This window comes from Butyrivibrio sp. TB, assembly GCF_900110805.1.
GTDB lineage: Bacteria > Bacillota > Clostridia > Lachnospirales > Lachnospiraceae > Butyrivibrio > Butyrivibrio fibrisolvens_C.
In genome coordinates, this window is sequence record NZ_FOER01000017.1 from 75513 (window position 1) to 101128 (window position 25616).

Sequence of the window (25616 nt, forward strand, 5' to 3'; positions counted from 1 at the left end):
AAATTGCAGGGGCAAAATAGTATGATCACAGCATTTTGATAAACTTGTTACCATCTGTTGAGAAGCCAACCTTATTAAGATAATTAAGATGCTCGTTTGACGGGTTGATCATCTGAGCTTTGGTAAGGCCAAAGGATTTAAGATGAGAAAAGATGAATTTACCAACTGAGCAGTCTCTATACGCTGGGACTGTATAGTCTATCATAATATCAAAACAATTGTTATTTATAGTTCCTACAGTTATTCCAACAGGTACATCTGAATTAAATACTATAAATGCAGTATCTTCAGCTGTAAGATCTCTGTATCCCGGGAAATACTTTTTGATGTCATCAAGGTATCTTGCAACAAGATCTCCAAGAATAGCATCATTGCCGGGAGCTTTCACCATTCTATATTCCGGACTGTTATTGCTTAGCTTTCTCATATTGATGACATTGATAATGATAAGAGCAAGGTTCATAACAAGAGTAGGGTAGGCATGTATTGCTATAGCATAGATTACTGCAAGTACGCTTCCGGCAGTGTTGATGATCCTAAGCTTCATTACAGAAGTCATGAGCATTGATATTACAACGAGTAGTGATCCAACATAACCGATGATATCAAAGATTGATAGATTTAGATTCATAATAACCTCCATGAAGATAAGTTTTTTAGATTCATATAAGTACACAAGAAAAGCAATTCATAATTCTATCAGATGAGCGGCATTTAAATCAATAAGGATTTACGATATTGATTATTGATCATCATATATGTATTTCGGTATATATCATAAATAAATTACTAAGACTTCGCACTTGCCAAACATACGCCATCCTCTGAGGCAGAGCCGATACGGCCCGTTTATAATACATTTTCGTATCTTTTGAAGGTGTTATTAAATTCAGGAGCAATATATCTGGATCTTTATATTCTTCTTAGGGTCCACCTGTCTGAGCGAAGCGAGTTTGGACCCTAGAATATAAAGATCCAGATATATTGCCCTGAATTATAACACCTTCAAGATACGAAAATGTATTATAAACGGGCCGCATCGGCTCTGCCTCAGAGGATTTCATAAAAAGAAAATTAAAAAGACAGCCTAGCTGCGATATTGTTCGCATGGGCTGTCTGTATGTTATGAGCTGCGTAAAAGTGATTGACATACACTTTTAGCAAGCGCTCTTTCTCTTGTATGGATCCGACAAGAGAAATTAACATTTGACTTAAACAGTTGTGTCAAGATTAGAACCTGTATTGTCCTTGTTTGCAGTTCCGTCCGGCTTGTAGGTGGACAGAACAGATTCTAAAACATTGGAAGAGTTATTTTCGTATGATGTCTTTTTTGTTTTTGAAGCTTCATCTGTAGTATCGGTCTTGGTGGATGAAACTTTAGTCTCTGAGTCAATCTTTTTATAATAGGAAGTCAGTAGTTTACCATAACTTCCGTTTTTTATCTGACCATAATCGGATAAGGAGATGCTTGCTGCGATATTTGACTCATCTATATTTAGTGAACCAAAAAGAGCATTGGCTGTAGCTGACTTTGTACTAAGTGCAGACTGCTGACGATAATTCAGCATACTTGAACTGGCGATACTGCCTATATTCATATTACTCATAAATTTGCCCTCCTTTGCTGTATTACAAAGCAATCCTTGCTTTTACATAAGGTATATATTAATTAATATCTAAAGGTATAGTTATCTTACTTATCTATCGGTTATACCCCGGAATAACTTAACCCCATTTTGGCAAAATTTTGAATCTATTTTATATTATGTTAGAATAGATGCGGCCATAAATTTAATTACTAACACTTTCAAGCAGGAAGGTTTATATGAAATCAATACTCAAATATCTTAAAGATTATAAAAAGGAGTCTATACTTGCTCCTGTTTTTAAAATGCTGGAGGCTTCATTTGAATTACTGGTTCCTCTTGTTATGGCTTCCATTATAGATGTTGGAATTAAAGAAGCTGACAGATCACATATTATTAAGATGAGTGCTGTTCTTGTACTCCTTGGTGTTGTCGGACTTTGCGCTGCGATCACGGCGCAGTATTTTGCTGCCAGAGCTGCAACAGGCTTTTCAGCTAAGCTACGACATGCACTGTTCGAACATATTCAGGATTTTTCATTTTCGCAGATAGATCTGTTTGGAACTGATACATTGATAAATAGAATGACAAGTGATATCAATGATGTTCAAAGCGGTGTCAATATGTTCTTAAGGCTGTTTATGAGATCACCGTTTGTAGTATTTGGTGCCATGATCATGGCATTTACTGTAGATGTTAAATCAGCCTTAATTTTTGTAGTTACAATTCCTCTTTTATCAGTAGTAGTTTTTATCATACTAATATGGACACTTCCTTTATACAAAGCGGTTCAGAACAAGCTGGACAGTGTAATGACAAGTACGAGAGAGAATCTTACCGGTGTTAGAGTTATAAGGGCCTTTAATAGGGAAAAAAGTGAAGAAGACATTTTTAGGGATAGAAATGCAGTTTTAAATCATGCTCAGCAGTATGTTGGAGCAATCTCCGGAGTTATGAACCCGCTTACTTACCTGATGATAAACATAGCAACCGTTATCTTGATTTATACAGGAGCTGTTCGTATCAATATAGGTATACTAACCCAGGGACAAGTTATAGCACTTCTTAACTATATGTCTCAGATACTTGTAGAACTTATCAAACTTGCGAATCTTATAATTCAGATAACTAAAGCAATTGCTTGCGGTAATCGAATCGCATCAGTACTAGATACAAAGCCTAATATGATAGATGGAGATCAAAAGCTGGATGTATCGTCAGAAGATATTGCGGTTGAGTTTGATAATGTTTCATTCTTATATGAAGAAGATGGTGAGAATGTTCTCGATAATATAAGCTTTAAGGTCAAGAAGGGACAGACTGTCGGAATAATCGGAGGAACAGGAAGCGGTAAAACCTCGCTTATAAGTCTTATACCAAGATTTTATGATGTTCAACAAGGACATGTAAGGATATTTGGCAAGGATGTAAGAGATTTAAGCATTCAGGATCTTAGGTCTCACATAGGTGTAGTCCTTCAAAAGGCAGAGCTATTTAAAGGTAGCATATCTGATAATCTAAAATGGGGTGATGAAGATGCATCACCTGAAGATATAAATATTGCTCTTGATATATCACAGGCAAGAGAGTTTGTAGAAGAGAAGATAGGTAAGACCGGCTACATGGTAGAACAAAGCGGACGTAATCTTTCAGGCGGTCAGAAGCAAAGACTTACAATTGCCCGTGCACTTTTGAAAAAGCCTGACATATTGATAATGGATGATAGCGCTTCTGCGCTTGACTTTGCGACAGATGCTAAGCTTCGCATGGCTATTTCACAGAATTCTGCCAATATGACAACATTTATAGTCTCTCAAAGAGCTGCTTCGGTTCAAAATGCAGATATGATAATCGTCTTGGATGAAGGACGGATTGCAGGAATTGGAACTCATAAAGAGCTTATAGATAATAATGAAGTATATCAGGAGATATACTATTCACAATTCCCCAAAGAAGAAGCTTTAACGGAGGCATTGTAAATGAGTAAAACAAGTAAAAAGACCGGTCAAAAAGAAGTTTTGATAAAGGTATTTAATTACATAAAAAAATACAGAATATATCTGTATATTTCTTTGATATTATCTTTTGTAACAGTATTGTTTACATTATATATACCCAAGCTTACCGGACAGGCGGTAGATTATATGTTTGGACCTTCAAAGGTGGATTTTGGCGGAGTTATGTTTATAATAACAAAGATTATGATATTTGTTATTATCACCAGCATCGGCCAGTGGATTATCAATCTGTGCAATAACAAGATGACCTATAATGTAGTAAGAGATATTAGAAATGATGCATTTCATAAGATTCAGGAGATGCCTCTTTCATATCTTGACTCACATGCATATGGAGAAATAGAAAGTAAGATCATAAATGATGCTGCTCAGTTTGCAGATGGGCTTTTGATGGGATTTACGCAGTTCTTTACAGGCATAGTAACCATTATCGGAACTTTGTTATTTATGCTGACTGTAAATGTTTATATTACAATAGTTGTAGTTGCCATAACGCCTTTATCATTTGTAGTTGCCGGTTTTATTTCAAAGAAAACTTTTACGATGTTCAAAGAACAGTCGATTATACGCGGAGAGCAGACCGGATACATCAATGAAATGATAGAAGGACAGCGAGTGATCAAAGCTTTCGATCAAAAAGAAAAAGTTATAGAAAAATTTGATGTGATAAATGAAAAGCTTAGAGATAAATCGCTTAAAGCAACCTTTTATTCTTCAATTACTAATCCATCAACCAGATTTATAAACAGTCTTGTATATACAGGAGTAGGAGTCTTTGGCGCTCTTAGCGTTGTATCCGGACGTATGAGTGTTGGTCAGCTTACAGCTTTTTTGTCATATTCAAATCAGTATACTAAACCATTTAATGAGATATCAGGTGTTATCACTGAACTTCAGAATGCAATTGCCTGTGCTGCCAGCATATTCAGTTTTATCGAAGAAAAGAGTCAGACACCTGATTCAGAAGATGCTATAGCAAGAGATCACTTTGATGGTGAAGTTAAGATAGAAGGGGTCAGCTTTTCTTATGTAGAAGGTCAGAAACTGATAGAAGATTTCAATCTTGAAGTAAAACCGGGACAAAACGTAGCTATAGTCGGCCCAACAGGGTGCGGCAAGACAACACTTATAAATCTATTGATGAGATTCTATGATATTAGTAAAGGTGCTATTCTTGTCGACGGAACTGATATAAGGGATATTAAGAGAGGAGCACTTCGAAATGGATACGGAATGGTCCTTCAGGAAACATGGCTTAAGTCAGGTACAATAAGAGAAAATATAACTATGGGAAATCCTGATATATCAGATGAAGATATGAGAAAAATTGCTAAAGTATGCCATATAGATTCTTTTATCCAGAAACTTCCTAAAAAGTACGATACTATTATTTCAGAAAATGGCGAAGAATTCTCACATGGACAGAGACAGCTTCTATGTATTGCCAGGGTTATGATGGGGAAGCCTTCTATGATGATATTAGATGAAGCTACATCATCAATTGATACCAGAACTGAAATGAAGATACAGGAAGCTTTCAATGCGATGATGGAAGGCAGGACCAGCTTTGTTGTCGCTCATAGACTTAGTACTATCAGAAATGCAGACATTATTCTTGTTATGAAGAGCGGTAACGTTGTAGAGATGGGAAATCACAAAGAGCTGATGGAAAGAAAAGGCTTCTATTATGACCTTTATATGAGTCAGTTTGTTGGAAAAGCCATCTGATGCTATTTTTTGCTGCATTTTAATGCGGTAAAGTATTGAAAATTATTCGAAATATGAGATAATGGTACATGTAATGCGAACTAAGAAATTCAGAATATCTACAACCAAGTAAAAAAGGAGTTATGAGAAAATGACTTATGAAGAATTGGTAAAAGAGGTAAAGAAGAATTATGGTGCGCTAGATGCCAGCAACATTAAAGAGCATGTAGCAGTTCAGTTCAATATCGAAGGTGAAGCTGAAGGCGCTTTCTATGTAGAGATTGCAGACAGTAATGTAGATGTTGAACCTTTTGAGTATTATGACAGAGATGCAGTTGTTACTACAAGTGCAGATGTAGCTATTAGCTTGTCATCCAAGAAAGTTAGTCTTAAGGACGCTTATAATGATGAGACTGCAAAGGTTTGGGGAGATCTTGATAAGATCCTGTATGCTTTTGAACAGCTCAAGGCAAAGGAAGAAGCGCCTAAGAAAACTGTAGCTAAAAAGACTACAGCGAAGAAGCCTGCAGCAAAGAAAACAGCAGCAAAGAAAACAACTACCAAAAAGGCAGCTGCTCCTAAGGCTGAAACAGCAAAGAAAGCTACTACTTCCAAAAAAGCTGAAGAAAAAAAGACATTAGAAGCTGTAGCTAAATAATCATATCCCTAATATATTGTTTTAATATAGTATATGGGAATAGATCTAATGAAATTAGATCGTGTGTTCAAGCGAATAAAAACCGGAATCGCTATATGTGGTTCCGGTTTTTTTAGTAAGAAAAAATAATCTGATCGGTTTGATACAAATGTCTGATATTGTTTTATCAAAAATGTATGAGATTTATAAGGACTGAATCCAGGCATCAAGTTCTTTATCAGAAATAACCATCTTGTTAAGATTCTCAGCGTCGAATTGAATAGACTTAGGATTTATAATCTTAGCTGAACCGCAGGCCTTTTCTAAATCTGAAAGCGAATGTCCTTCATAGCCTCCAAAAGTAACAAATGGGATAACAGTCTTGCTTGCAAGACTGTTATTTTCAAGGAAAGCAGAAACTGCAGGAGATATTGTATACCACCATGTAGGAGAACCTATTATTATTCTGTCATATTTAGAAAGGTCGTGTGATAGAGGCTGAAGTTCAGGTCTGTATCCATTTTCAACTTCCTCTTTGCCCTGTGTCATAATATCGTCATATGAACCTGTATACTTCTTGATAGTTAGAATAGGCTCGATATCATATGATTTTGCTTCTGCGATTTTTTCTGCAATCTTTTTAGTATTGCCCATACTCTGTGAATAATAGAGGACAAGTGTCTTTTTCTTTCTTTTGAAGAACATTTTATATCCCTTCGTTAGTTATAAAAACTAATTATATATAAGCCCGATTAATTGTAATCTGGGTCACAATTTTAAATTATATACATTATCAGTATAAAATAAAGTATATAAAAAAATATATACTATGATATTTAAACATTAGACATGAAAATTAATTTTGGAACAAAGTTCATTTTATACTAAATTCATATGGCTGCATAGTTATTATTACGTTTTTTTATATTTTACGCTTCGTCACTCCGGCAAGATTACATTCTGATAAATACCCGGAATCATAACATCTGATATATCTGATATGGTGTTATAGAAAAAAGATACAATTGTAAACAGTTTCACAGCTGTATGAAAGTAAAATTAGAGAAAAATTGACAAATAATAGTCGATCAGTTTGTAAGAAGTTACAGAAAATAATAAATTGCTCTCAAAAAGCTGTAAATAATAACTAAAATATGCTAATAATAGTCTTACAAGTTCTTTGTAAACGTTTACAATCCAAATAACAATTTAATATGGGAGGTTGATTATGAAGAAAATCAGTAAAGCAAGATTTCTTGCTGCTGTAATGGTCATACCATTAGTGACCACTATGGCAACTACTGCTTTATTGCCTGGTGCATCTTTTGCTTCACATGCAGAGGAATCATATCAGGCAGTAGCAGTTTCGTCCGTAGCGCTTGACAAGGATAGTCTTGAAATTGAAGTGGGGCAAAAGGCATCGTTGTCAGCAACAGTATATCCTGCCGAAGCTACTAATAGTGATCTTGAATGGTCATCATCTGATGAAGCTATAGCAAGTGTTGATGATGGGGAAGTAACGGGCATAGCAAAAGGGAATGCAACTATAACAGTAACAACCAAAGATGGCGGATACATAGCACAGTGTGCTGTGGAAGTTACTGATTCTAGCCAAAATGATGAAGACATGACAAGTGATGATATAAATAATGCTTCTGATATAAGCGATGCAGAAGATACAAATAGTGAAGATTCGGATGACGTTGAGAAATCTGATGTTGAAGAAGCTGAATCTATTACAGATAGTGCTAGTTCAGATGATGAGCAGGACATTAAAAATGAAGTAGAGTATCTTGGTCAAGGTAAGCCGTCAGATTCCAATGACGGCTATCAGCACGAATATGACGTATGGGACTTTGCAGGGGATTATCTTGAAGATACAGAAGTGATAACTTATAACAATCTGCTAACTGAAGATATAATTAATGGCTTCTATGATGAATCTGTTACAGAAGGCTCTACAGGAGTTACGCTTGGAAGCTTTGATACCGGTACCGGATTATCTTTTTACAGTGCCAAAACTAACAATAGATTAAGATCTACCAATGAGAATATCTCAAGATATGATGACAAGAGTAAGACAGATGCAGAAGGAAACACATATCGAGGATATATCTATTCTAATAGCAGTAGTACAAATGCTACAGGTCTTAAAATATCATCTCTAAAAAAAGGAGATATAGTTTATGTACTTGCCGGTTCTAATAGCAATGCTGCAACATACGCCTGGGGACAGGATATAGAAGAAGACCCACTTCAGACAGCAAGCTATACAAAAGCTGCCGGTCTTGAAGAGCTTGTATTCTATGCAAGTGCAGACGGCGATTATTTTCTTTGGTGCTTGGATGAGAAACTTGTTGTGGCAAGAGTATATGTAGAACATGCAGGGGATGTTACAGTAACAGGCGATATTGATGTGCCGGCATCTTTCGACGTTGACACGGCAACACTTGTTTTTACACAGAAGACACCTTCAGGTGATGAACTTACATCTATGACAACAGATGTAGAATGCAAGGATGGCTCATATTCATATAGCATTGTACTTAATAAGATGTATGACTACTCAGTAGAGCTTAAAGGAGCAAATGGTTATGTAATAGACTCTACAAAGTTAACAGATGGAGTAATATCAATAGATAATGTATCTGATGATAAAATAACAGTCGATCTTGCTGTTACAAAAGTAGATATAATTACATTAACCGGTCAGTTTATGAATCTGTCTGTAGAAGATGCTCTGAACCTGGAACTTATAATTACAAATCATGACAAAGACAGACCATATACACCGGTTCTTGCCAAAACAGCTGACACCAATGAGTTTACGCTTGAACTTGAAAAGGGGCAGATTTACGATCTTGAAGCACAGGGTGTTGACGATTATGAACTTGTAACGACATCTATAACTGCAGATGAAGACGGTGAGATGGATATAGTATTTAAAGCTAAGGATATGCATCTTGTAGATGTTATTGTGACAGGACCGTCTCAGGAAGAGCTTGAAGATCTTAAGCTTACATTTACTATACTGAAAACTCCTATAACAGGAGAACTGGGCAATTACATATATAGCTTTACAGGTCAGGATGTAATCGACGGTAATATAGCTCTTCGCGATGGTCAGTATCACATAGAAGCTACGCTTACAGGATATGAGATGTCGCTTACTTCTGATCTAAAGGTTGCAAGCGAAGATACAACAAAAGAGATTGTAATGAATAAAGTCTCTGATAATAATGCGATAGCCTATTCGGAAAAGATAACAGTCGGTACTGATAAAGACTATAAGACTATCAATGAAGCTCTGGATGCTGTTCGAAACATGGACAGAGATGCAAGCACTCAGAGAGTGACTATAGAGATAGATCCAGGTGATTATCAGGAGATGCTTGTAATAGATGTTGATAATGTATCACTTATCAACTCCAGTGGTGATAATGCAAGTATAGAACTTGCAGATTCCGGAGTATCTATTACTGACAATGCAGTCAGGATCACATCTTATTATGGCCATGGATATACTTATTATTCCATGGACAAGGATTATAGATATAACGAAGAAGTACTTAAAGTTAACCAAGAAAATGGATATCCTACTGTAACTAATCCTGGTTCTGGAACAGCAACAATGTGGAATGCTACAGTGTATGTTAATGCTGATGGATTTGAAGCAGACGGAATCATATTTGAAAACTCATTCAACCAGTATGTATCAGAGCTTGCTGCTGCAGATACTATCGTAGCACAGGAAGGAGCTAAGGAAGGATCTGATGGAAGCAGAGATACTCTGGAACAGGGAAGTACTGTAGTACAGCAGAAAGCGTATGTAGAAAGAGCTGCAGCTCTTGCACTTGGTAATAGTCTTTCTGATATAGTGCTTACAAATTGTAAGGTTGTAGGACGTCAGGATACTCTATATGGTGGCAAGAATACATACGCAGAGTTCAATAACTGTAGTATATACGGCGCTGTAGACTATATATATGGCGGTATGACAGCAATCTTTTATCAGTGCGATCTTGTGTTTAATACAACTGATGATAAAAATGATGTCGGCTATATAACAGCTGCCCAGCAGACTTCAGGCAGAGGATATCTGATGTATGAGTGCCATATTACAAGTGTAGAAGCCGGCGTTGATGTTGACGAAAGGTATTATAGCTATACTACAAGTAAACCCGGATACTTTGGAAGACCATGGCAGGCAGGAAGCAGTGAAGTAGTATTCTATAACACTACAATTGATGCATGTGACAGTGCACTTGCATCTACATATAACAGTGAATCCCTTATCCAGCCGGCAGGATGGCTTAACTCACTTGGCGGAGAAGGAATGATGTATGAGTATGAAACAATAGAAGCTTGTGGTGTTTCGTATTCTGCAGACAGAATTCCATCATGGACATCTTGGACCACTTCTGACAGCGTTCTTACAAGCCCTTATCTTACAGATGGTACCAAGATAACACTTGATGCTTTTAGAAAAAATAAATCAGAAGAAACAGAGCATTCATGGGAATTCTCCACATATGGATCTTCAGTTTCTACAGACTATAATACTGCAAGCGTTGCTGCTGATGGAACTATCACAGTAGCATCAACCAATGGTAAAGGTAAGCTCGTACCTGCTTCAACAGACGGCCTTGCTTTCTACTATACGACAATAGATGCAGATAGTGAGAACTTTACATTAGAAGCTGATATCACAGTGGACAGCTGGAAGCTTTCCAATGGACAGGAAGGTTTTGGTATTATGGCAGCTGATGCTGTCGGTGTAAACGGCGATACATCAACATTCTGGAATAACTCTTATATGCTTGCTGTAACCAAGGTTTCATATACAGGGGACAATGGTAATGCATATACTATGAAAATAGGTGTAGGAGCTCAGGAAAAGAAAGGTGTTACAGCTGATAACCTTGAGACAATAAAAGGCGGAGATGTAAGCGCGTTCTCAAGTACCATGTACACACTTGAAACAAGCGCTGCTGATCAGGGGCTTGAAGCAGGCACTTATAATATGTGCGGCAATTATACCAATACATCCGGAATGACAGATGTAGCAAATCTTACAACAACGTTCCATATGTCCATCAGAAGGAATAACACAGGTTATGTATTAACATACTCTGACCTTCAAGGCAATGTAATAGGATCACAGCTCTTCTATCATCCTGATGAAGGCGATAACCTTACAATGATAGATTCAGATCATATATATGTAGGTTTCTTTGCTGCTAGAAATGCAACTATCAAGGTTACTAATGCAAATCTTACTACAGTTGCACCTTCAGATGATGATGCCAAAGAAGATCACCCTCTTACATATACAGATCTTGTAGCTGGATTTGAATCAGCAGATTTTGCTAATAAGGCTTCATATGAACTTGTATATTATGGCAATGCTGATGGAAAGCTTTCTATTGCAGACGAAGATGGAAATGTAGTTCTTGAAGAAACAGACGTTACTGCAAATGCTAAAATAAAAACAAATGTTACCTTAAAGGATGGCTCTAATACTTACATTGGAACATTTATACCTGATTCGGATTTTAGATTCGATACTTATGAAGTATTAACATCATACGATACCGTAACATTTACCATCTCGGTCAACTATGACAAAGGAAGCAGATACGTTTATTATGTTAGCCCTGATGGAAGTGCAGATGCCATAGGATCAAAAGAAGAACCGATGGATATCTATACAGCAGTCAAGGTTGTAGAACCGGGAGATAAGATTCTTTTATCAGGAGGCACCTACAATCTTACAAGTACAATAGTTGTAGAAAGAGGCATAAGCGGAACAGAAGATAAGTTCATATATATGATTGCTGATCCTAAAGCTTCTCAAAGACCTGTATTTGACTTTGGAGGCACTTGCGCAGGTATGATACTTGCAGGCGACTACTGGTACTTCCAGGGATTTGATGTAACCAGATCACAGAATGCGCAGAAAGGACTTCAGTTATCAGGTTCTCATAATACACTTGACGATATCCATGCTTATAAGAACGGTAATACAGGAATTCAGGTAAGTCGTTATAAGAGTACAGATACATATGAAGACTGGCCTTCATACAATACCATTCTTAACTGTACATCATTCCTTAATGCTGATGCAGGATATGAAGATGCGGACGGATTTGCAGCTAAGCTTACAGTTGGAGATGGCAATGTCTTTGATGGATGTATTGCTGCATATAATGCAGATGATGGCTGGGATCTTTTTGCCAAAGTTGAAACAGGTGCAATCGGAACTGTAACTATCCAAAACAGCGTAGCTTACATGAACGGATATGTACTTGATGAAGAAGGTAACCTTGTAGATGCAGGTAATGGTAACGGATTTAAGATGGGAGGATCTTCTATCACAGGAGGTCACAAACTTATAAACAGCGTTGCATTCTGCAATAAGGCAAAAGGTATCGATTCTAACAGCTGTCCTGATATACAGGTTACAAACAGTACATCTTTTAATAACGGATCATACAATGTTGCATTCTATACCAATGATGCTGCGAATACAGCATTTAAAGCAAATGGAGTTATCTCATACAGAAATGATGGCGTTCAAGATGATCAGCTCAAGCTAAAAGGCACGCAAGATGAAACATTAGTATATGGTACATCGAACTATTATATGATAAACGGAGTATCAACCAATACGGAAGGCACACTTGTTGATGATACATGGTTTGAATCTGTTGACGCTGATGCAGCTATCGGATCATCTATGACTTCTAATGCTACAGACCTTATCAGTGGTATAACACGTAATGAAGACGGAACTATCAATATGAACGGATTCCTGGTTCTTTCAGATACCGCCATGACTGATACAGGAGCTAATGTAGAAGGAGAAGCATCTGCCAGTGTAGAAGTAACCAGGGAAGAAGAAAATGGTGTAAAAGAAGCTGGTGAAAATAAACCAATTGAAAATGAGACTTCTGAGGAACTTGGTGGACGATTTGTAAGAAAGTGGTGGAACGTTTATTATCAGCTTTCAGACGGAACATACCTTACAGGCCTTCATATGATTGATGGTCAGCTGTATTTCTTCTTTGATAGCGGAGTAATGGCATATAGCAGCTTTATTACAGTTTCTGATAAGACCTACTACTTTGATGGCAATGGACATGCAGTCAAAGGCTTTATGACACAGTGGATCTGGAATACCTATTACTTTGATGAAAACTATGTAATGGAAGATGACGGATTCTTTGAAGTATCAGGAGTTACATACTATGCCGGAGAAGATGGACGCATTGTAAAAGATGCCTTTGTTAATATTACAAAAGATGACGGAAGCATAGCTACATACTTCTTTGATGATCATGGTCATATGGCTACAGGCTTTGTTACAAGATGGATCTGGAATACATATTATTTTGGCAGCGACGGTATTATGGTTACCAATGAATTTATAACAGCTAATGGTAATACATACTACTTCGGAGATGATGGCCTTATGGTCAGATACTGGCAGAATATAGACGGCAAGCAGTACTACTTTGGAGATAACGGAGTCATGGTCAAAGGATGCATTGAGCTATGGTGGAATATATATGTATTTGATGATAGCGGAGTACTGATTGAAAGTCATAGCGTCTATGAAAGAGCTTATAACCTTGCAAAAAGAATATTTGGCGGAAAACTCTTAAAAATCTGAATCATAGCAATTGTTATAGCCAATAACATAGGATTGTGATGAAAGCCTTGAAATCAGCTGCTTACAGCAATGCAAGCAGCTGATTTTTTAAATGGCACAAACATAGTGCGATTCAGAATAGAAATCAAGGAAAAGGGATTTAAAAATAAAAAACCGCCAAATAGAATAGCAGATGTGATTATATAACGACGCAATGCCAATAAGAAAGCATAAAAAATCCGGCCACATTTTAGATAAATAAGCGGCCGGAAACATTGTGATTTAGTTGAATACAACAAACGTAGCAAAACAAACGCTATACATAATAGAAAACGTAGTGTGACGATATATCATTCATAATCAGATACATAACTTTCAACAGTTTCAATAACATCTGCAACAAAATCTATATCATCAACGACTGAATCAGTCATCTCAAGTGAATGATTAACTTCAGGTATTTCTACAAGCTCTATGTGCTTTTGAGCACATAGATTTTCAATCGTTTCATTATCTGCCCATGGATCTTTGGTTCCATGGAAGGCGAGACCATAACCATCCTGAACGTAATCAAAGGTTTCTTTGAGAGGAGTATAGTAGATCTGACCTGCAAGTATGTTATTCTCAAGAGCATATTTTGCAGCCATGATGGTACCTATACTCTTAGAGAAGAAGAATATACAGTCATCCTCTCCTGTGTACTTATCAAAATCAACTTTAGAAAGCTGCTCACAGGTCTGCTTCCAGGCTATATCGAAGCATTCCTTCATTTTATCTTCATCCCCTCTGACATTAGAAGGGAAATCTGTATAATCAAGTGCTATAACATCAAAGCCATGAGTCTTGGCAAGCTTCTGGCTATAGTATAGTAAAGGCTTTTGGTTTGTATAACCAATCCCCGGGAATATAACTGCAAGTTTCAAAATATTACTCCTTTCTAGCTAGTCTTTTCGTGAAATTACCACTTGGACGGTACAGAGATCTCAAAGTGGCAAGCTTAAGTGGTTTATTTGTATTCTTAGTATTTAACAAACACCGTATCCATTATATAAGAGAAATAACAATACTTCTACAACTTATTAACTCAAAACACATGGTCGGGGTCATGTTCGAGAAAACCTCGCCAAGGCAGGCGGAATATAAATCTTTGCCACGTTGTTAATTGTTTTATAATTCATGGCATGATATCTGGAGCTTTTTATTCTGGGGTCCAAACTCGCTTCGCTCAGACAGGTGGACCCCTGGCAGAATAAAAATCTCCATCTATCAAGCTCATGAATTTTATAAAACAATTAAAAACGTGTTAAAGATTTATATTCCGCCTGTCTTGGCGAGGTTTTCTCGGACATGCACCCCGACCAAGTAGGAAGTCTGCAGCATTTACCGTTCGTCTAATAAAATGTGCATTTCGTCGGAAAAATGACACAAAGAGATTTTGAGGTGATAATATAGCACTTGTTCAAGACACATCCCTAAAAGTCTTTAAAAATCAGAAAACAATTATACATATTATTAAGTTATGAGAAGGAGCGTAAGATGAATCAGACAAGCACATATATCAAAGATGAATATTGGAATAAGTTCTATTATCAGATGAGAGCTTTTGTTATAGGAATGACTGTTGGCATGATCTACTGTGTAGCCGAAAGATGGGATATTTCAGTGCTTGTGTCGAATATGAACTTTAGACATAGTAACGGATATGTAGTTAGCTCTCTTATGTTTGGATTATCTTTTCTTATCATATACACGGCTGCTGTATTCGTGCTTCCATGGTTTAACAGAAGATCCGAGAATGTTAAAGTGCTGCTGGTTGTATTTTTTCCTATTACACTGTTTGTATCAAGCCTGATAGGAATTGTAGCGTTCATTCCATATACACTCCACTGCTTATATAGAGCTTATTTTTGATAGCCTTGATATTAAAAGTATGATCAGGGATACAAGAATAGCCAAAAAACAAGCTGACCAAAGGTTGGATATATACCACGGGTCAGCTTGTTTTTTATTTTATCAAACATTTTTTCTTAGTTATATTGCATGGTTCAAGCGGGAGATAGAGCAATTCAAAATAAACTATTAAGTAATGAAAGTAATAATCCTGCTGCAAAAAGCGCTGCCAAAATTATAAGTGCATAGTACCATTTAATGCGTCCCATAGTGATTTCTCCTATATATTTAATAAACAAATAACCCTTATGCCATGTTATCATATATGGGGAGATTATTACTATGGATAATTCAAAAATAATATTTCATGTAGATGTTAATAGTGCGTTCCTGTCCTGGAGCGCTGTAAAATTGTTAAAAGACGATCCTGATGCCATAGACCTAAGGACAATCCCTTCAGCAGTGGGCGGCGATGTAGAAAGCAGGCATGGTATCATTACGGCCAAGTCTATACCTGCCAAAAAGTACGGAATAGTAACAGGTGAACCTGTAGTCAAAGCTATGCAGAAATGCCCAAATCTTGTGATGGTACACAGTGACTTTAAGACCTATCGCGAATACTCAGGTAAGTTTATAAGAATACTAAAAACATACTCGCCAATTATAGAGCAGGTCTCCATAGATGAAGCTTTCATTGATATGACAGACCAGGTAAGCCAGATGTACAATTCTGCCGGTGATATAGACGCCGATACAGAAGAAAGTTACAGACAATTTGCACTTATCATTGCAGGAAGGATCAAAGATGAGATCCGGGATACGCAAGGATTTACAGTCAATGTAGGCATATCTTGTAATAAGCTTCTGGCCAAGATGGCTTCTGATTTTGAAAAGCCTGACAAGATCCATACTCTTTTTCCAGATGAGGTTCAAACCAAGATGTGGCCGCTTCCTATAGGCGATCTGTATGGATGCGGCAAGCAGACATCTGCAAGGCTCTCTGAACTTGGGATGAAGACCATAGGGGATGTTGCGAAGACGGATCAAGGACTGCTTAAAGACTTACTTGGTATAAAGCAAGGAGAATACATTTATAGAAGTTGTAATGGATATGGAAGTAGCCATATAAATCCTTATGAAGAGGATGCCAAGAGCTATTCTAATGAGACAACGACGAGATCTGATATTAATTTTTCCAATTATGAAAAAGAAATGCCTGGTATCCTTAAGTGGCTCTCAGAGAGCGTATCAAGGCGTCTTCAAAGAGACGGCGTATTCGCATCGACAGTATCTGTCAGTATTAAAACAGATTCCTTCCAGAGGCGATCAAAACAGGTGGGACTTGGAGATTCTACCAATGACCGGGAAGTTTTATTAAAAACGTCTCTAAGACTCATGGATGAACTTGTTCTTGGTGAAAATGGCATATTCGCTCAGGGCTTTAGTATCAGACTTGTTGGCGTTGGAGCATCTGACCTTGATAAGGGAGAATACAGACAGATGAGTCTGTTCGATCTTGCAGGGCAAGGAAGTACAAATAATACGACTGATGCAGATAGAGCCGAGAAGCAGAGGAAACTTCGCCAGATGACTAAAGATATAGAAAAAAGATTTGGTGAAGGCGTGATCCATAAAGGAAGAAAGTAACTCATACGTAACAGGGCCACGGTGGCCTTTATATTATGAGGTAGGTGTCAAAAGTTCCTTTTGAAACCATATGACAACCGGATTGTTCCATTTCTTCGAAAATCTCACAACACTCAAACATTCGTAAATCCGCACTACGTGCTACATTGTTCATGTTTAGCGGGCCATAAATTCATTTTATTTATTGTTCAGATGTTCTTCTGCCATATTCCCATTTGAATATAGCGGCAAATATAATTACAGCATATCCAATGAAACTGAAAATATCAGGGATCTCACTTAGGAACAAGAATCCAAGTATTGCTGCAAATATTACCTGAGTATAATCGAATACAGAAATTGACTTGGCAGGTGCAAGCTGATATGCGGCAGTTATATTGAACTGAGCTATAGCGGCTGATATTCCTGCCATAATAAGGCATCCAAGCTGCCATAAAGTCAGAGGCTTCCACTGCGCTATCATGAATGGAAGAGCAAGAAGGCATGAGAACAGTGAGAAGTAGAAGACGATAGTAGGCCCCGGCTGTCCGAGCTTACCCATCTTATGAACATATGCATATGCAGTGCCTGCGCCAAAGCCGCCGTATAATCCTACTAAAGCAGGTAGAGATGCAAATCCAAGCCCTGGTTTTATTATGAATAAAGCCCCGGAAAAAGCGAGAATAACACACAGCCAGTCAATCTTATTGGGAATCTCTTTCATTATAAAATAAGACATGATGATGGCAAAAAACGGTGAAAGTTTATTGAGCATATTGGCATCTGCTATTCCCAGATGATCTATAGCCCAGAAATTAGCTATAAGACCTGTTGTTCCAAAAAGGCATCTTAGAAACATAGAGGCTTTTGCCTTCTCAACTACTCTGAAACCCGTTCTTTTTTTGACAAGAGCATATACAGCTATAAAAAGAGCAACAAAGTTACGGAAAAAGGCTTTCTCCATGGTGGGAAGGTCTCCCGAAATCCTTACAAAGAAAGTCATGAAAGCAAAGCACAGAGCTGAAATCAGGATATGAATAATTGCAAGCCTTAGCTCCTTACCTGTTGGAGCTGAATTGTTGTGTTTGGATGTCTGAACCATTTTTTAACCTCATGTCGCGAGCATAGCGAGTAACTAATGTAATACTATAACTCGATTTTAATAAAAGAAGAACAGCAGGACGTGAATCCGCTGTTCTTCTTTGAACAAATCTTTTTACAACACAATGATTATATAATATTGCTGCAATTATTCAAGAGCCTTAATGTAATAGCTTAATAGAAGAAACACAATCACATAATTACGTAATAAAAGTGAGAGTTTCCATATAAGCCTTGTATAAAGGTATTTATAAATATGCAATTATAAAAAGTTTCTCCCTTTATCATATCCCCACAAAATATTACTTCAAAATGATCATTTATGATCATCTAGATAATCACAATAAAATCACTAGAAAATCATTTAAAACATAAAAACTATAGCTGGTTATAGGGAAAATGAATCCAATTAACACCAGCAAATATGTGATATTTAGATAAAAAACTATAAATTATGATAGAAGTGGCAAAATTAATAAAAAATGATAAAAAATAAATAAAAATATGATTGTTTAAGTGATAGTTAATCATATATAATCTTCTTCGGTATAAATCATACTAAGTCACACGAATGTATAAATAGTAATACGTAATTTGTCGGGCAATGAAAGTGGGTAGGTTCATTGCGCGGGCTTAGTGCGGGCTTTTGGCACTGTCAGTTCATAGCCAATGAGGGGGCTGTGGATATGATGATTTATAAGTAAATAGGGATGGTGAGATATGAATAACACGGATTTTATTCAGCTTGAAGAAGATGATGAAATTGATTTCGCTGAGCTCTTCTTTGTCTTAAAGAAAAACATCATTGCAATCGCATTATGTGCGATCATCGGCGCTACGGCAGCATTTGCTTATACTATTAATTTTATGACGCCGATATATACATCATCTTCGATGATCTACATTTTCTCAAAAACAACAAGTATAACAACAGCGGCAGACCTTCAGCTTGGATCACAGCTTACAGTCGATTTTGAGATCCTTGGTACCAGCAGACCGGTTCTTGAGAAGGTTATCATGAACCTGGGGCTTGATACTACTTATGAAGATCTACTACATATAGTAGATATAGAGAATCCTAAGGATTCACGTATCATCAAGATCACTGTTGAGAATCCCGATCCTGAACTTGCAGCAGACATAGCCAATGAGATCGCAGACGTACTTGCAGACAGAGTTGCGCAGGTTATAGATACAGATAAGCCTTCATCAGTAGAAGATGCTGTACCGGCTAAGCTTCCAAGTAAGCCATCTACCAAGAAGAACACAGCGTTGGGCTTCATGGCAGGTCTTCTCCTTGCAGCAGGCTTCGTACTTGTCAGATACTATTCTGATAATACCATCAAGGACGAAGATGACGTTAGGAAGTATTTAGGACTTGGAACATTTGCTTCCTTCCCACTTGAAGAATCAATTGCAAAGGATAAGGGAATTATTAATAAGAAGAGGAAGCTTAAAGTTTGAAAGTGTTCCACTTTCAAACCCAAATTGATGACGCGAGCTCCATCAATTTGAACCATTAGTCACTCGTTTCACTCGCGACATGAGGTTAATCATGAGTAAGAAAAAACTCATAGCATGTATACTATTAATAATACTCTTTGGAATAATATCAGCAGTGCTGGGATACAGGATATCGGATAAGATTCACAATGAGCAGCTAGTACAAGGCGTTCAGGAATCAGCTCATATAGGCGATACAGCTTCTGATACAGACAATACTTCAGATAAGACAGCAGATACATCAAATGTATCGGTAACAGACGACACGACATCAGGTTCAGGCACTTCAGCATCGTTTAGCTCCCCAATAGATTTTGAAAGTCTTCAGGCTTCTAACGAAGACATATACGCATGGATATCAATACCGGATACCAAGGTTGACTATCCAATAGCCCAGCATCCAACAGATGATTCATATTATCTAAACCACGGGGCAGATGGAATCTACTCAGAATACGGATGCCCATATACAGAACTATGCGACAGCAATAAGTTCATTGAGTTCAACACAGTTATATATGGTCACAATATGAATGACGGTTCTATGTTCGGAGCCCTTCATGACTATGAAGATGAAGATTTCTTCAAGGATCACAGGACTATTTATATTTATACCAAAGACCATACATATACTTATACAGTTTTTGCTGCGGTTATGTACAGTGATGCACATATACCATATTATTACGATGATGATTACGAAGAAGACAGGAATGCTTTTTTAGAGTCTCTTCAAACAGACATTGTAGAAGATCGCAGCATATATTATGAAGACATGGATGTAACATCGGACAGTAAGATCGTAACACTGTCAACTTGCGACAGGAAGCTTAGAGATAACCGCTTTTTGGTAGTAGCGGTGATGACACAAGTAGATGGAAGAAATATAGATAGTAACTGATCTTATAAAGTGATGTAAAAAGCATTTTTTCAACTAATAAGCTTTTCTCGTAATAACAGGGATGAAAAGTTGCAACATGAGGTTGATATGAGTCATAAGCATAGACATAGAAAACATAAAAGATTTGGCCGCGAGGAACGAAAGACATTACTCATATTGATGATAGCTGCAGTAGTAATAGTACTCGGAGCAGGCACCTATGGATATAAAAGTGCGATACGTGCAGATGAAAAGACAGTACGAAGAAGCGCAGAAGCACAGAGCACTATGGACGCAGCTGCAAACGGATCATCAATAAACGATCCGAATAAGGTAGCATCATCAACAGTGACTACGGCCATAATCGATAACTTCGATGGAACCATAACTTATAACGGAGTTAAGTACAAACCAAATACATCGATCGAGACAGTTCTGTTCCTGGGTATAGATGATTCTGACCAGACCAGGCAGGGAGCCGGAATCGATGAAGGCGGACGTTCCGATACCATGATTCTGTTCATAATCGATAAGGACAAGGAGCTTATAACTCCCCTTGAGATCAACAGAGATACCATGGTAGGCGTTGATATATATAATAACGATGGAGAATTCCTCTACACAGGACAAGAGCAGATCACGATGCAGTATTCTTATGGACGCTCAGCCAGAGAAGCCTGCAACCTGACCAAGCAGAAAGTAGCCGACCTGCTTATGAGAACCCGTATCAATAACGTGGTATCTCTCACAATGGATGGTATCGAGCCATCTGTTGATGCAATAGGCGGCGTGACATTGAAGCTCCAGTCAGATGAGACTGATCTTGATCCCATGTATACCGAAGGTGCAGTTATTACTTTAAATGGTAAAGAGGCATTCGACTTCGTCCACACAAGAGACGTGGAGACAAGAGGCAGTAACATGGACCGAATGTCCAGACAGACCCAGTTCATGCTGGCACTGTCTCAGACTGCAAGACAGAAAGGAACCGGAGTAATAAACGTTATGGAAGAAGCTGCAAGCGACTATCTCTATGAAGATATGAGTGCTGATATTGCAGACTGCTTCGCAAAATACGCTGTAGCTGATACAGTCTATATGCTCCCCGGTGACAATGTCGAAGGAGTGCTTCATGATGAGTTCTATGTAGACAATGAAGAACTCACCAAATTGATAATACAACTCTTCTATGTAGAGAACTAACTCTTCATAGAATTAAAAATATTTTAAGAAAAGATGAGGGATGAGTGATGAAAAAGAGGATTTTAACAACAGCAGCAATGGTAGTAGCAACATTGACATTGGCACTTGGAAGCATGAGCGCACTTGCAGCAAGTAGAACAGATACAGCAGAAGTTCTCGGTGCTACAAGATCAAGAGAAGATGCAGGTGAAGCTGCAGTACTCGGAGCTGATAGGAAGCAGAATTCTGTTGAAGTTGCAACTAAAGAAATTACAGATGCTAAGGTTCTTGCTGATATTGAAGATAAGACAATTCTTGCAGAAGCTATTAATACAGTTATAGAAGCTGCAAATAAGGCTAATAATACAAATGGTAATAACGAAGAAGTAAAAACAGTTACAGCTGCAGATCTTGAAGTTCTTGTATCTGTAGATGTTACAGTACCTGAAGGAACAGTGGTTAGCGCTGAGAACCCTGTATATATCACATTTACAGTACCCGGAATTACAACTGAGACTAAGATTCATGTAATGCACTACAATACAGCAATCGGTGCATGGGAAGAAGTTGCTTCAGAAGTAGGTAACGGATATGTAGTAGGTGAATTTACAAGCCTTTCACCAGTAGCAATTGTAGCAGAGAAGACATCTCTTAGCGCAGCTGCTAATACATCTAATAAAGGAACTGGAAGCAAGACATCACCAAGAACAGGTGATAACCAGATCCTGTTCGTAGTAATCTTCGCAGTGATCGCAGTAGCATGCGTATCTGGAACATTTATCTCCATTAGAAAAGAGAAAAAGAACTAATAACTGATCATTACCTAATTTTAGATGGTCGAGTCCTAAAGAACTATTACAGTTCGGGACTCGACCATCTAAAGAATGTATGCACTAGGCTTTTTTGATGAATAAATGGCTAGTGTTTAATTAAAGTCGGCCTAAAATAGGCAGAAAATCGGAGTCGCCATGATAGATATTGAATTAGAAACCAAGAACCTACCCTTTGGAATGACAGAAGAAGTTAAGAATCTTAGAACCAGTATAGCATTTGCAGGAGATGGCATTAAATCAGTTCTCTTCACAAGTACTATGACCAATGAAGGAAAGAGTACCATCACCATCGAAGCTGCAAAGTCATTTGCAGAGCTTGGTAAGAAAGTAGTGCTTGTAGATACCGACCTTCGAAAGTCAATCCTTAAGATGAAGATTGTATCTGGTAAAATGAAATACGGTCTGACTCATTATCTGTCTGGACAGTGTGAAGTAGATGACATCATCTATCATAATACTGCAGAAGGCTTCGAGAATATGTACATAGTACCTACAGGACCTGCAACAAAGGCTCCTACAGAGCTTCTGTCAACAGAAAAACTTGGAAAACTACTAGATGATCTTAGAAAAGATTATGACATGGTTATAATCGATACTCCGCCCGTTGGAACCGTAATAGATGCAGCAATCATAGCACCACATACAGATGGCGCTGTATTCATCGTAGAGGCCGGTAAAGTGAACTATAAATCTGTACAGAAGGCTATTGAGAAGTTCGAAGCTTCAGGCTGTAAGGTACTTGGAGTTGCTCTTAATAAGGTAGATAAGAGCAAAAATAGTTATGGGTATTATAAGTACGGCAAAGAATATGGGTATGGGAATGATTAAGTAATATTAATAATATATGTTACTAAAAAATTCCTAGAAACTAAGGAGAATGTGATATGCAACATGTATATGTTATAGGAAGCAAAGGTTTACCGGGATCTTATGGCGGATATGAAACTTTTCTTGATAAATTAACAGAGTATCATCAGAATAACAGAAATATACAATATCATGTGGCATGTAAAGCTAATGGTGATGGGGTATCACCAGAACTCAGGTCTATGCCAGATCGATTTAAATATCATAATGCTGACTGTTTTAAGATTCATGTTCCGGAAGTTGGAGCCGCGCAGGCCATTTATTATGACTGTATGGCTTTAGATTATTGCGTAAAGCATATTAGAAGACATGAAATAAAAAACGCAATTGTATATGTTCTTGCTTGTCGTATTGGGCCATTTTTTGCCCATTATGTATCAGAGATTCATAAGCTTGGTGGTAAAGTTTTCGTCAATCCTGATGGACATGAATGGATGAGAGCTAAGTGGAGTAAACCGGTTCGAGAATATTGGAAGATATCAGAAAAACTGATGATAAAACATGCAGATCTCATTATTTGTGATTCTATAAATATCGAAAAATATATTCAGGAAACATATAAAAAATATAATCCACTTACAACTTATATAGCTTATGGGGCGGAGACAAAATCGAGTAGCTTAAGCGATGAATCGCAGGAAATTATAAATTGGTACGACGAACATGATTTAAGAAAAAAGGAATATTATCTAATTGTCGGAAGGTTTGTGCCTGAGAATAATTTTGAGACTATTATTCGTGAATTTATGATGAGTGATAGTAAGAAAGACCTTGCTATTATTACTACTCAAAATGATTCGTTTTTAAATGAACTAGACGAAAGACTTCATTTCAGACAGGATCCAAGAATTAAATTTGTTGGGACTGTATACAATCAGGAACTTCTGAAAAAAATACGTGAAAATGCTTATGGATATATACATGGACATTCTGTTGGAGGTACAAACCCAAGCTTGTTGGAAGCGCTAGGATCAACTGATTTGAATCTTTTGTTTGATGTTGGCTTTAACAGAGAATGCGCAGAAAATGGAGCTCTTTATTGGACTAAAGAAGAAGGGAATCTTTCTATGTTATTTAACGAAGCCGATAAACTTACTCAAGAAGAAATAGCTTTACTTGGAAGAAAAGCGAAAAAAAGAATTTTAGATGCTTATAGTTGGAAGTTTATCAGTGACAAGTATGAAGAAGTATTTACTGCAGTTGAAGGTGCAATTGCGACCTACACAAATAATGAAGTAAGTCTTAGTTCAATAAAGAGCGCTTAAAGATGATAATGATTAAATTGGAGATAAGATGGATATAACAGTTATACATTCGCGATTACTACAGTTATTATCAGACTTTGATAGATTATGTAAACAGAATAATATTGAGTATACATTGCATGGTGGAACACTATTAGGTGCAATACGAGAAAAAGGATTTATTCCATGGGATGATGACGCGGATATCTCAATGACCAGAGAAGAGTTCGAGAAACTTAAAAGTTGTTTAAAGCGCAATAATTCACAGTATTATATTAGAGGAACAATAAAGAGTCAATTTTGCGATAATAACAACGCTGATGTATGGATAGACATATTTGTATGTGATTACATTACTGGCAATAAAATACTACAAAAGGTGAAAATTCTCTTGCTTACAGTGCTTGATATTATGTTAAGAGATAAAAATAGTATTAAATACAGTAATACAGATAATTATTCTAAAATAAAGCAGATAATTTTTTATTGTATTTATTATTTCGGTAAACTATTTAAGAATAGTTGGAAGCAGTCTTGGTATATTTTATTGTCTAAAAAAGGATTTAAAGGACAAAACAATTTTCAAATTAGAACAAATGACCAATTTGTCGGAAGAAAGATTGTTATGCCTACTAAGTGGATGAATGAATTTATTGATATTCCATTTGAGTCAACTAATTTAAGAGTTACAAAGTATTATACAGAATTATTAACATCTTCATATGGGAGTAATTTTATGACTCCTGTAAAGGAAACAAGGATTAATGAAATTCATGATCAAATAAGAAATAATGGATTTGATTTTGGGCTATAAAAAAATATTATCATTATTACGATACTTGGTAATTTATCGGAGAAGAAGTATGAATAAGGATTCTATAAAAGAGT

At 37.1% G+C, this 25616-nt stretch carries 18 protein-coding genes; 13 read left to right on the forward strand and 5 right to left on the reverse strand.

Annotated elements, in window-relative coordinates:
- Window positions 1–25 precede the first annotated feature (25 nt).
- Window positions 26–631, reverse strand: a complete 606-nt coding sequence (locus tag BMX21_RS12170) for a YgjV family protein (RefSeq protein ID WP_177174032.1) — start codon at window positions 629–631, stop codon at window positions 26–28.
- A gap of 580 nt (window positions 632–1211) precedes the next feature.
- Window positions 1212–1607 carry a hypothetical protein gene (locus tag BMX21_RS12175; protein ID WP_092044762.1) on the reverse strand — a complete coding sequence of 132 codons (396 nt, stop codon included), beginning with the start codon at window positions 1605–1607 and terminating at the stop codon, window positions 1212–1214.
- A gap of 218 nt (window positions 1608–1825) precedes the next feature.
- Here BMX21_RS12175 and BMX21_RS12180 point away from each other — a divergent pair, with 218 nt between their 5' ends.
- The 3 genes from BMX21_RS12180 to BMX21_RS19400 all read left to right on the forward strand — a co-directional run bounded on the left by BMX21_RS12180 (window position 1826) and on the right by BMX21_RS19400 (window position 5969).
- The gene (locus BMX21_RS12180; protein ID WP_092044764.1) at window positions 1826–3565 is read left to right on the forward strand and encodes an ABC transporter ATP-binding protein; all 1740 of its coding nucleotides are present in this window, start codon (window positions 1826–1828) and stop codon (window positions 3563–3565) included.
- Entirely contained in the window at window positions 3566–5332 is a 1767-nt protein-coding gene (locus BMX21_RS12185) for an ABC transporter ATP-binding protein (protein ID WP_092044767.1), read from the forward strand.
- Window positions 5333–5462: 130 nt separating this feature from the next.
- A complete protein-coding gene (locus tag BMX21_RS19400; protein ID WP_080655994.1) occupies window positions 5463–5969 on the forward strand; it encodes a hypothetical protein in 507 nt (168 codons plus the stop codon).
- Window positions 5970–6152: 183 nt separating this feature from the next.
- On the opposite strand, the gene BMX21_RS12195 is transcribed toward BMX21_RS19400, so the two are convergent.
- A complete protein-coding gene (locus BMX21_RS12195) occupies window positions 6153–6653 on the reverse strand; it encodes a flavodoxin (protein ID WP_092044770.1) in 501 nt (166 codons plus the stop codon).
- Between the two features lie 523 nt (window positions 6654–7176).
- Here BMX21_RS12195 and BMX21_RS12200 point away from each other — a divergent pair.
- Window positions 7177–13623, forward strand: a complete 6447-nt coding sequence (locus BMX21_RS12200; RefSeq protein WP_092044773.1) for a pectinesterase family protein — start codon at window positions 7177–7179, stop codon at window positions 13621–13623.
- A gap of 329 nt (window positions 13624–13952) precedes the next feature.
- Here BMX21_RS12200 and BMX21_RS12205 read toward each other — a convergent pair whose 3' ends face one another.
- Window positions 13953–14525 carry an alpha/beta fold hydrolase gene (locus BMX21_RS12205; RefSeq protein ID WP_022754893.1) on the reverse strand — a complete coding sequence of 191 codons (573 nt, stop codon included), beginning with the start codon at window positions 14523–14525 and terminating at the stop codon, window positions 13953–13955.
- A 613-nt stretch (window positions 14526–15138) separates the two neighbouring features.
- Here BMX21_RS12205 and BMX21_RS12210 point away from each other — a divergent pair.
- Window positions 15139–15513: a hypothetical protein gene (locus BMX21_RS12210; protein ID WP_074757153.1), complete on the forward strand. Its 375-nt coding sequence runs from the start codon at window positions 15139–15141 to the stop codon at window positions 15511–15513.
- Window positions 15514–15834: 321 nt separating this feature from the next.
- Window positions 15835–17139 carry a Y-family DNA polymerase gene (locus tag BMX21_RS12215; protein WP_092044776.1) on the forward strand — a complete coding sequence of 435 codons (1305 nt, stop codon included), beginning with the start codon at window positions 15835–15837 and terminating at the stop codon, window positions 17137–17139.
- A 181-nt stretch (window positions 17140–17320) separates the two neighbouring features.
- Here the strand turns inward: BMX21_RS12215 and BMX21_RS12220 are convergent, their stop codons facing one another.
- Window positions 17321–18220 (reverse strand): DMT family transporter, encoded by a 900-nt coding sequence (locus BMX21_RS12220; RefSeq protein WP_092044778.1) that lies wholly within the window; start codon window positions 18218–18220, stop codon window positions 17321–17323.
- Window positions 18221–18939: 719 nt separating this feature from the next.
- Between BMX21_RS12220 and BMX21_RS12225 the strand changes: the two genes are divergently transcribed.
- From BMX21_RS12225 to BMX21_RS12255, 7 genes are all read left to right on the forward strand, one after another.
- Window positions 18940–19683, forward strand: coding sequence for a YveK family protein (locus BMX21_RS12225; RefSeq protein ID WP_022754898.1), 744 nt, complete (start codon window positions 18940–18942; stop codon window positions 19681–19683).
- A gap of 91 nt (window positions 19684–19774) precedes the next feature.
- On the forward strand, window positions 19775–20623 hold the full coding sequence (locus tag BMX21_RS12230) for a class B sortase (RefSeq protein WP_022755943.1): 849 nt from the start codon (window positions 19775–19777) through the stop codon (window positions 20621–20623).
- A gap of 87 nt (window positions 20624–20710) precedes the next feature.
- Window positions 20711–21805: an LCP family protein gene (locus tag BMX21_RS12235; RefSeq protein ID WP_092044781.1), complete on the forward strand. Its 1095-nt coding sequence runs from the start codon at window positions 20711–20713 to the stop codon at window positions 21803–21805.
- Window positions 21806–21852: 47 nt separating this feature from the next.
- Window positions 21853–22593 carry a hypothetical protein gene (locus tag BMX21_RS12240; protein ID WP_092044784.1) on the forward strand — a complete coding sequence of 247 codons (741 nt, stop codon included), beginning with the start codon at window positions 21853–21855 and terminating at the stop codon, window positions 22591–22593.
- 159 nt (window positions 22594–22752) lie between these two features.
- Complete coding sequence (locus tag BMX21_RS12245) at window positions 22753–23445, forward strand: CpsD/CapB family tyrosine-protein kinase (protein WP_092044787.1); 693 nt, start codon at window positions 22753–22755, stop codon at window positions 23443–23445.
- A gap of 56 nt (window positions 23446–23501) precedes the next feature.
- Window positions 23502–24749 (forward strand): beta 1-4 rhamnosyltransferase Cps2T, encoded by a 1248-nt coding sequence (gene cps2T / locus BMX21_RS12250; protein ID WP_092044790.1) that lies wholly within the window; start codon window positions 23502–23504, stop codon window positions 24747–24749.
- A gap of 28 nt (window positions 24750–24777) precedes the next feature.
- Complete coding sequence (locus BMX21_RS12255; RefSeq protein ID WP_092044793.1) at window positions 24778–25542, forward strand: LicD family protein; 765 nt, start codon at window positions 24778–24780, stop codon at window positions 25540–25542.
- The last annotated feature ends 74 nt before the right edge of the window (window positions 25543–25616 follow it).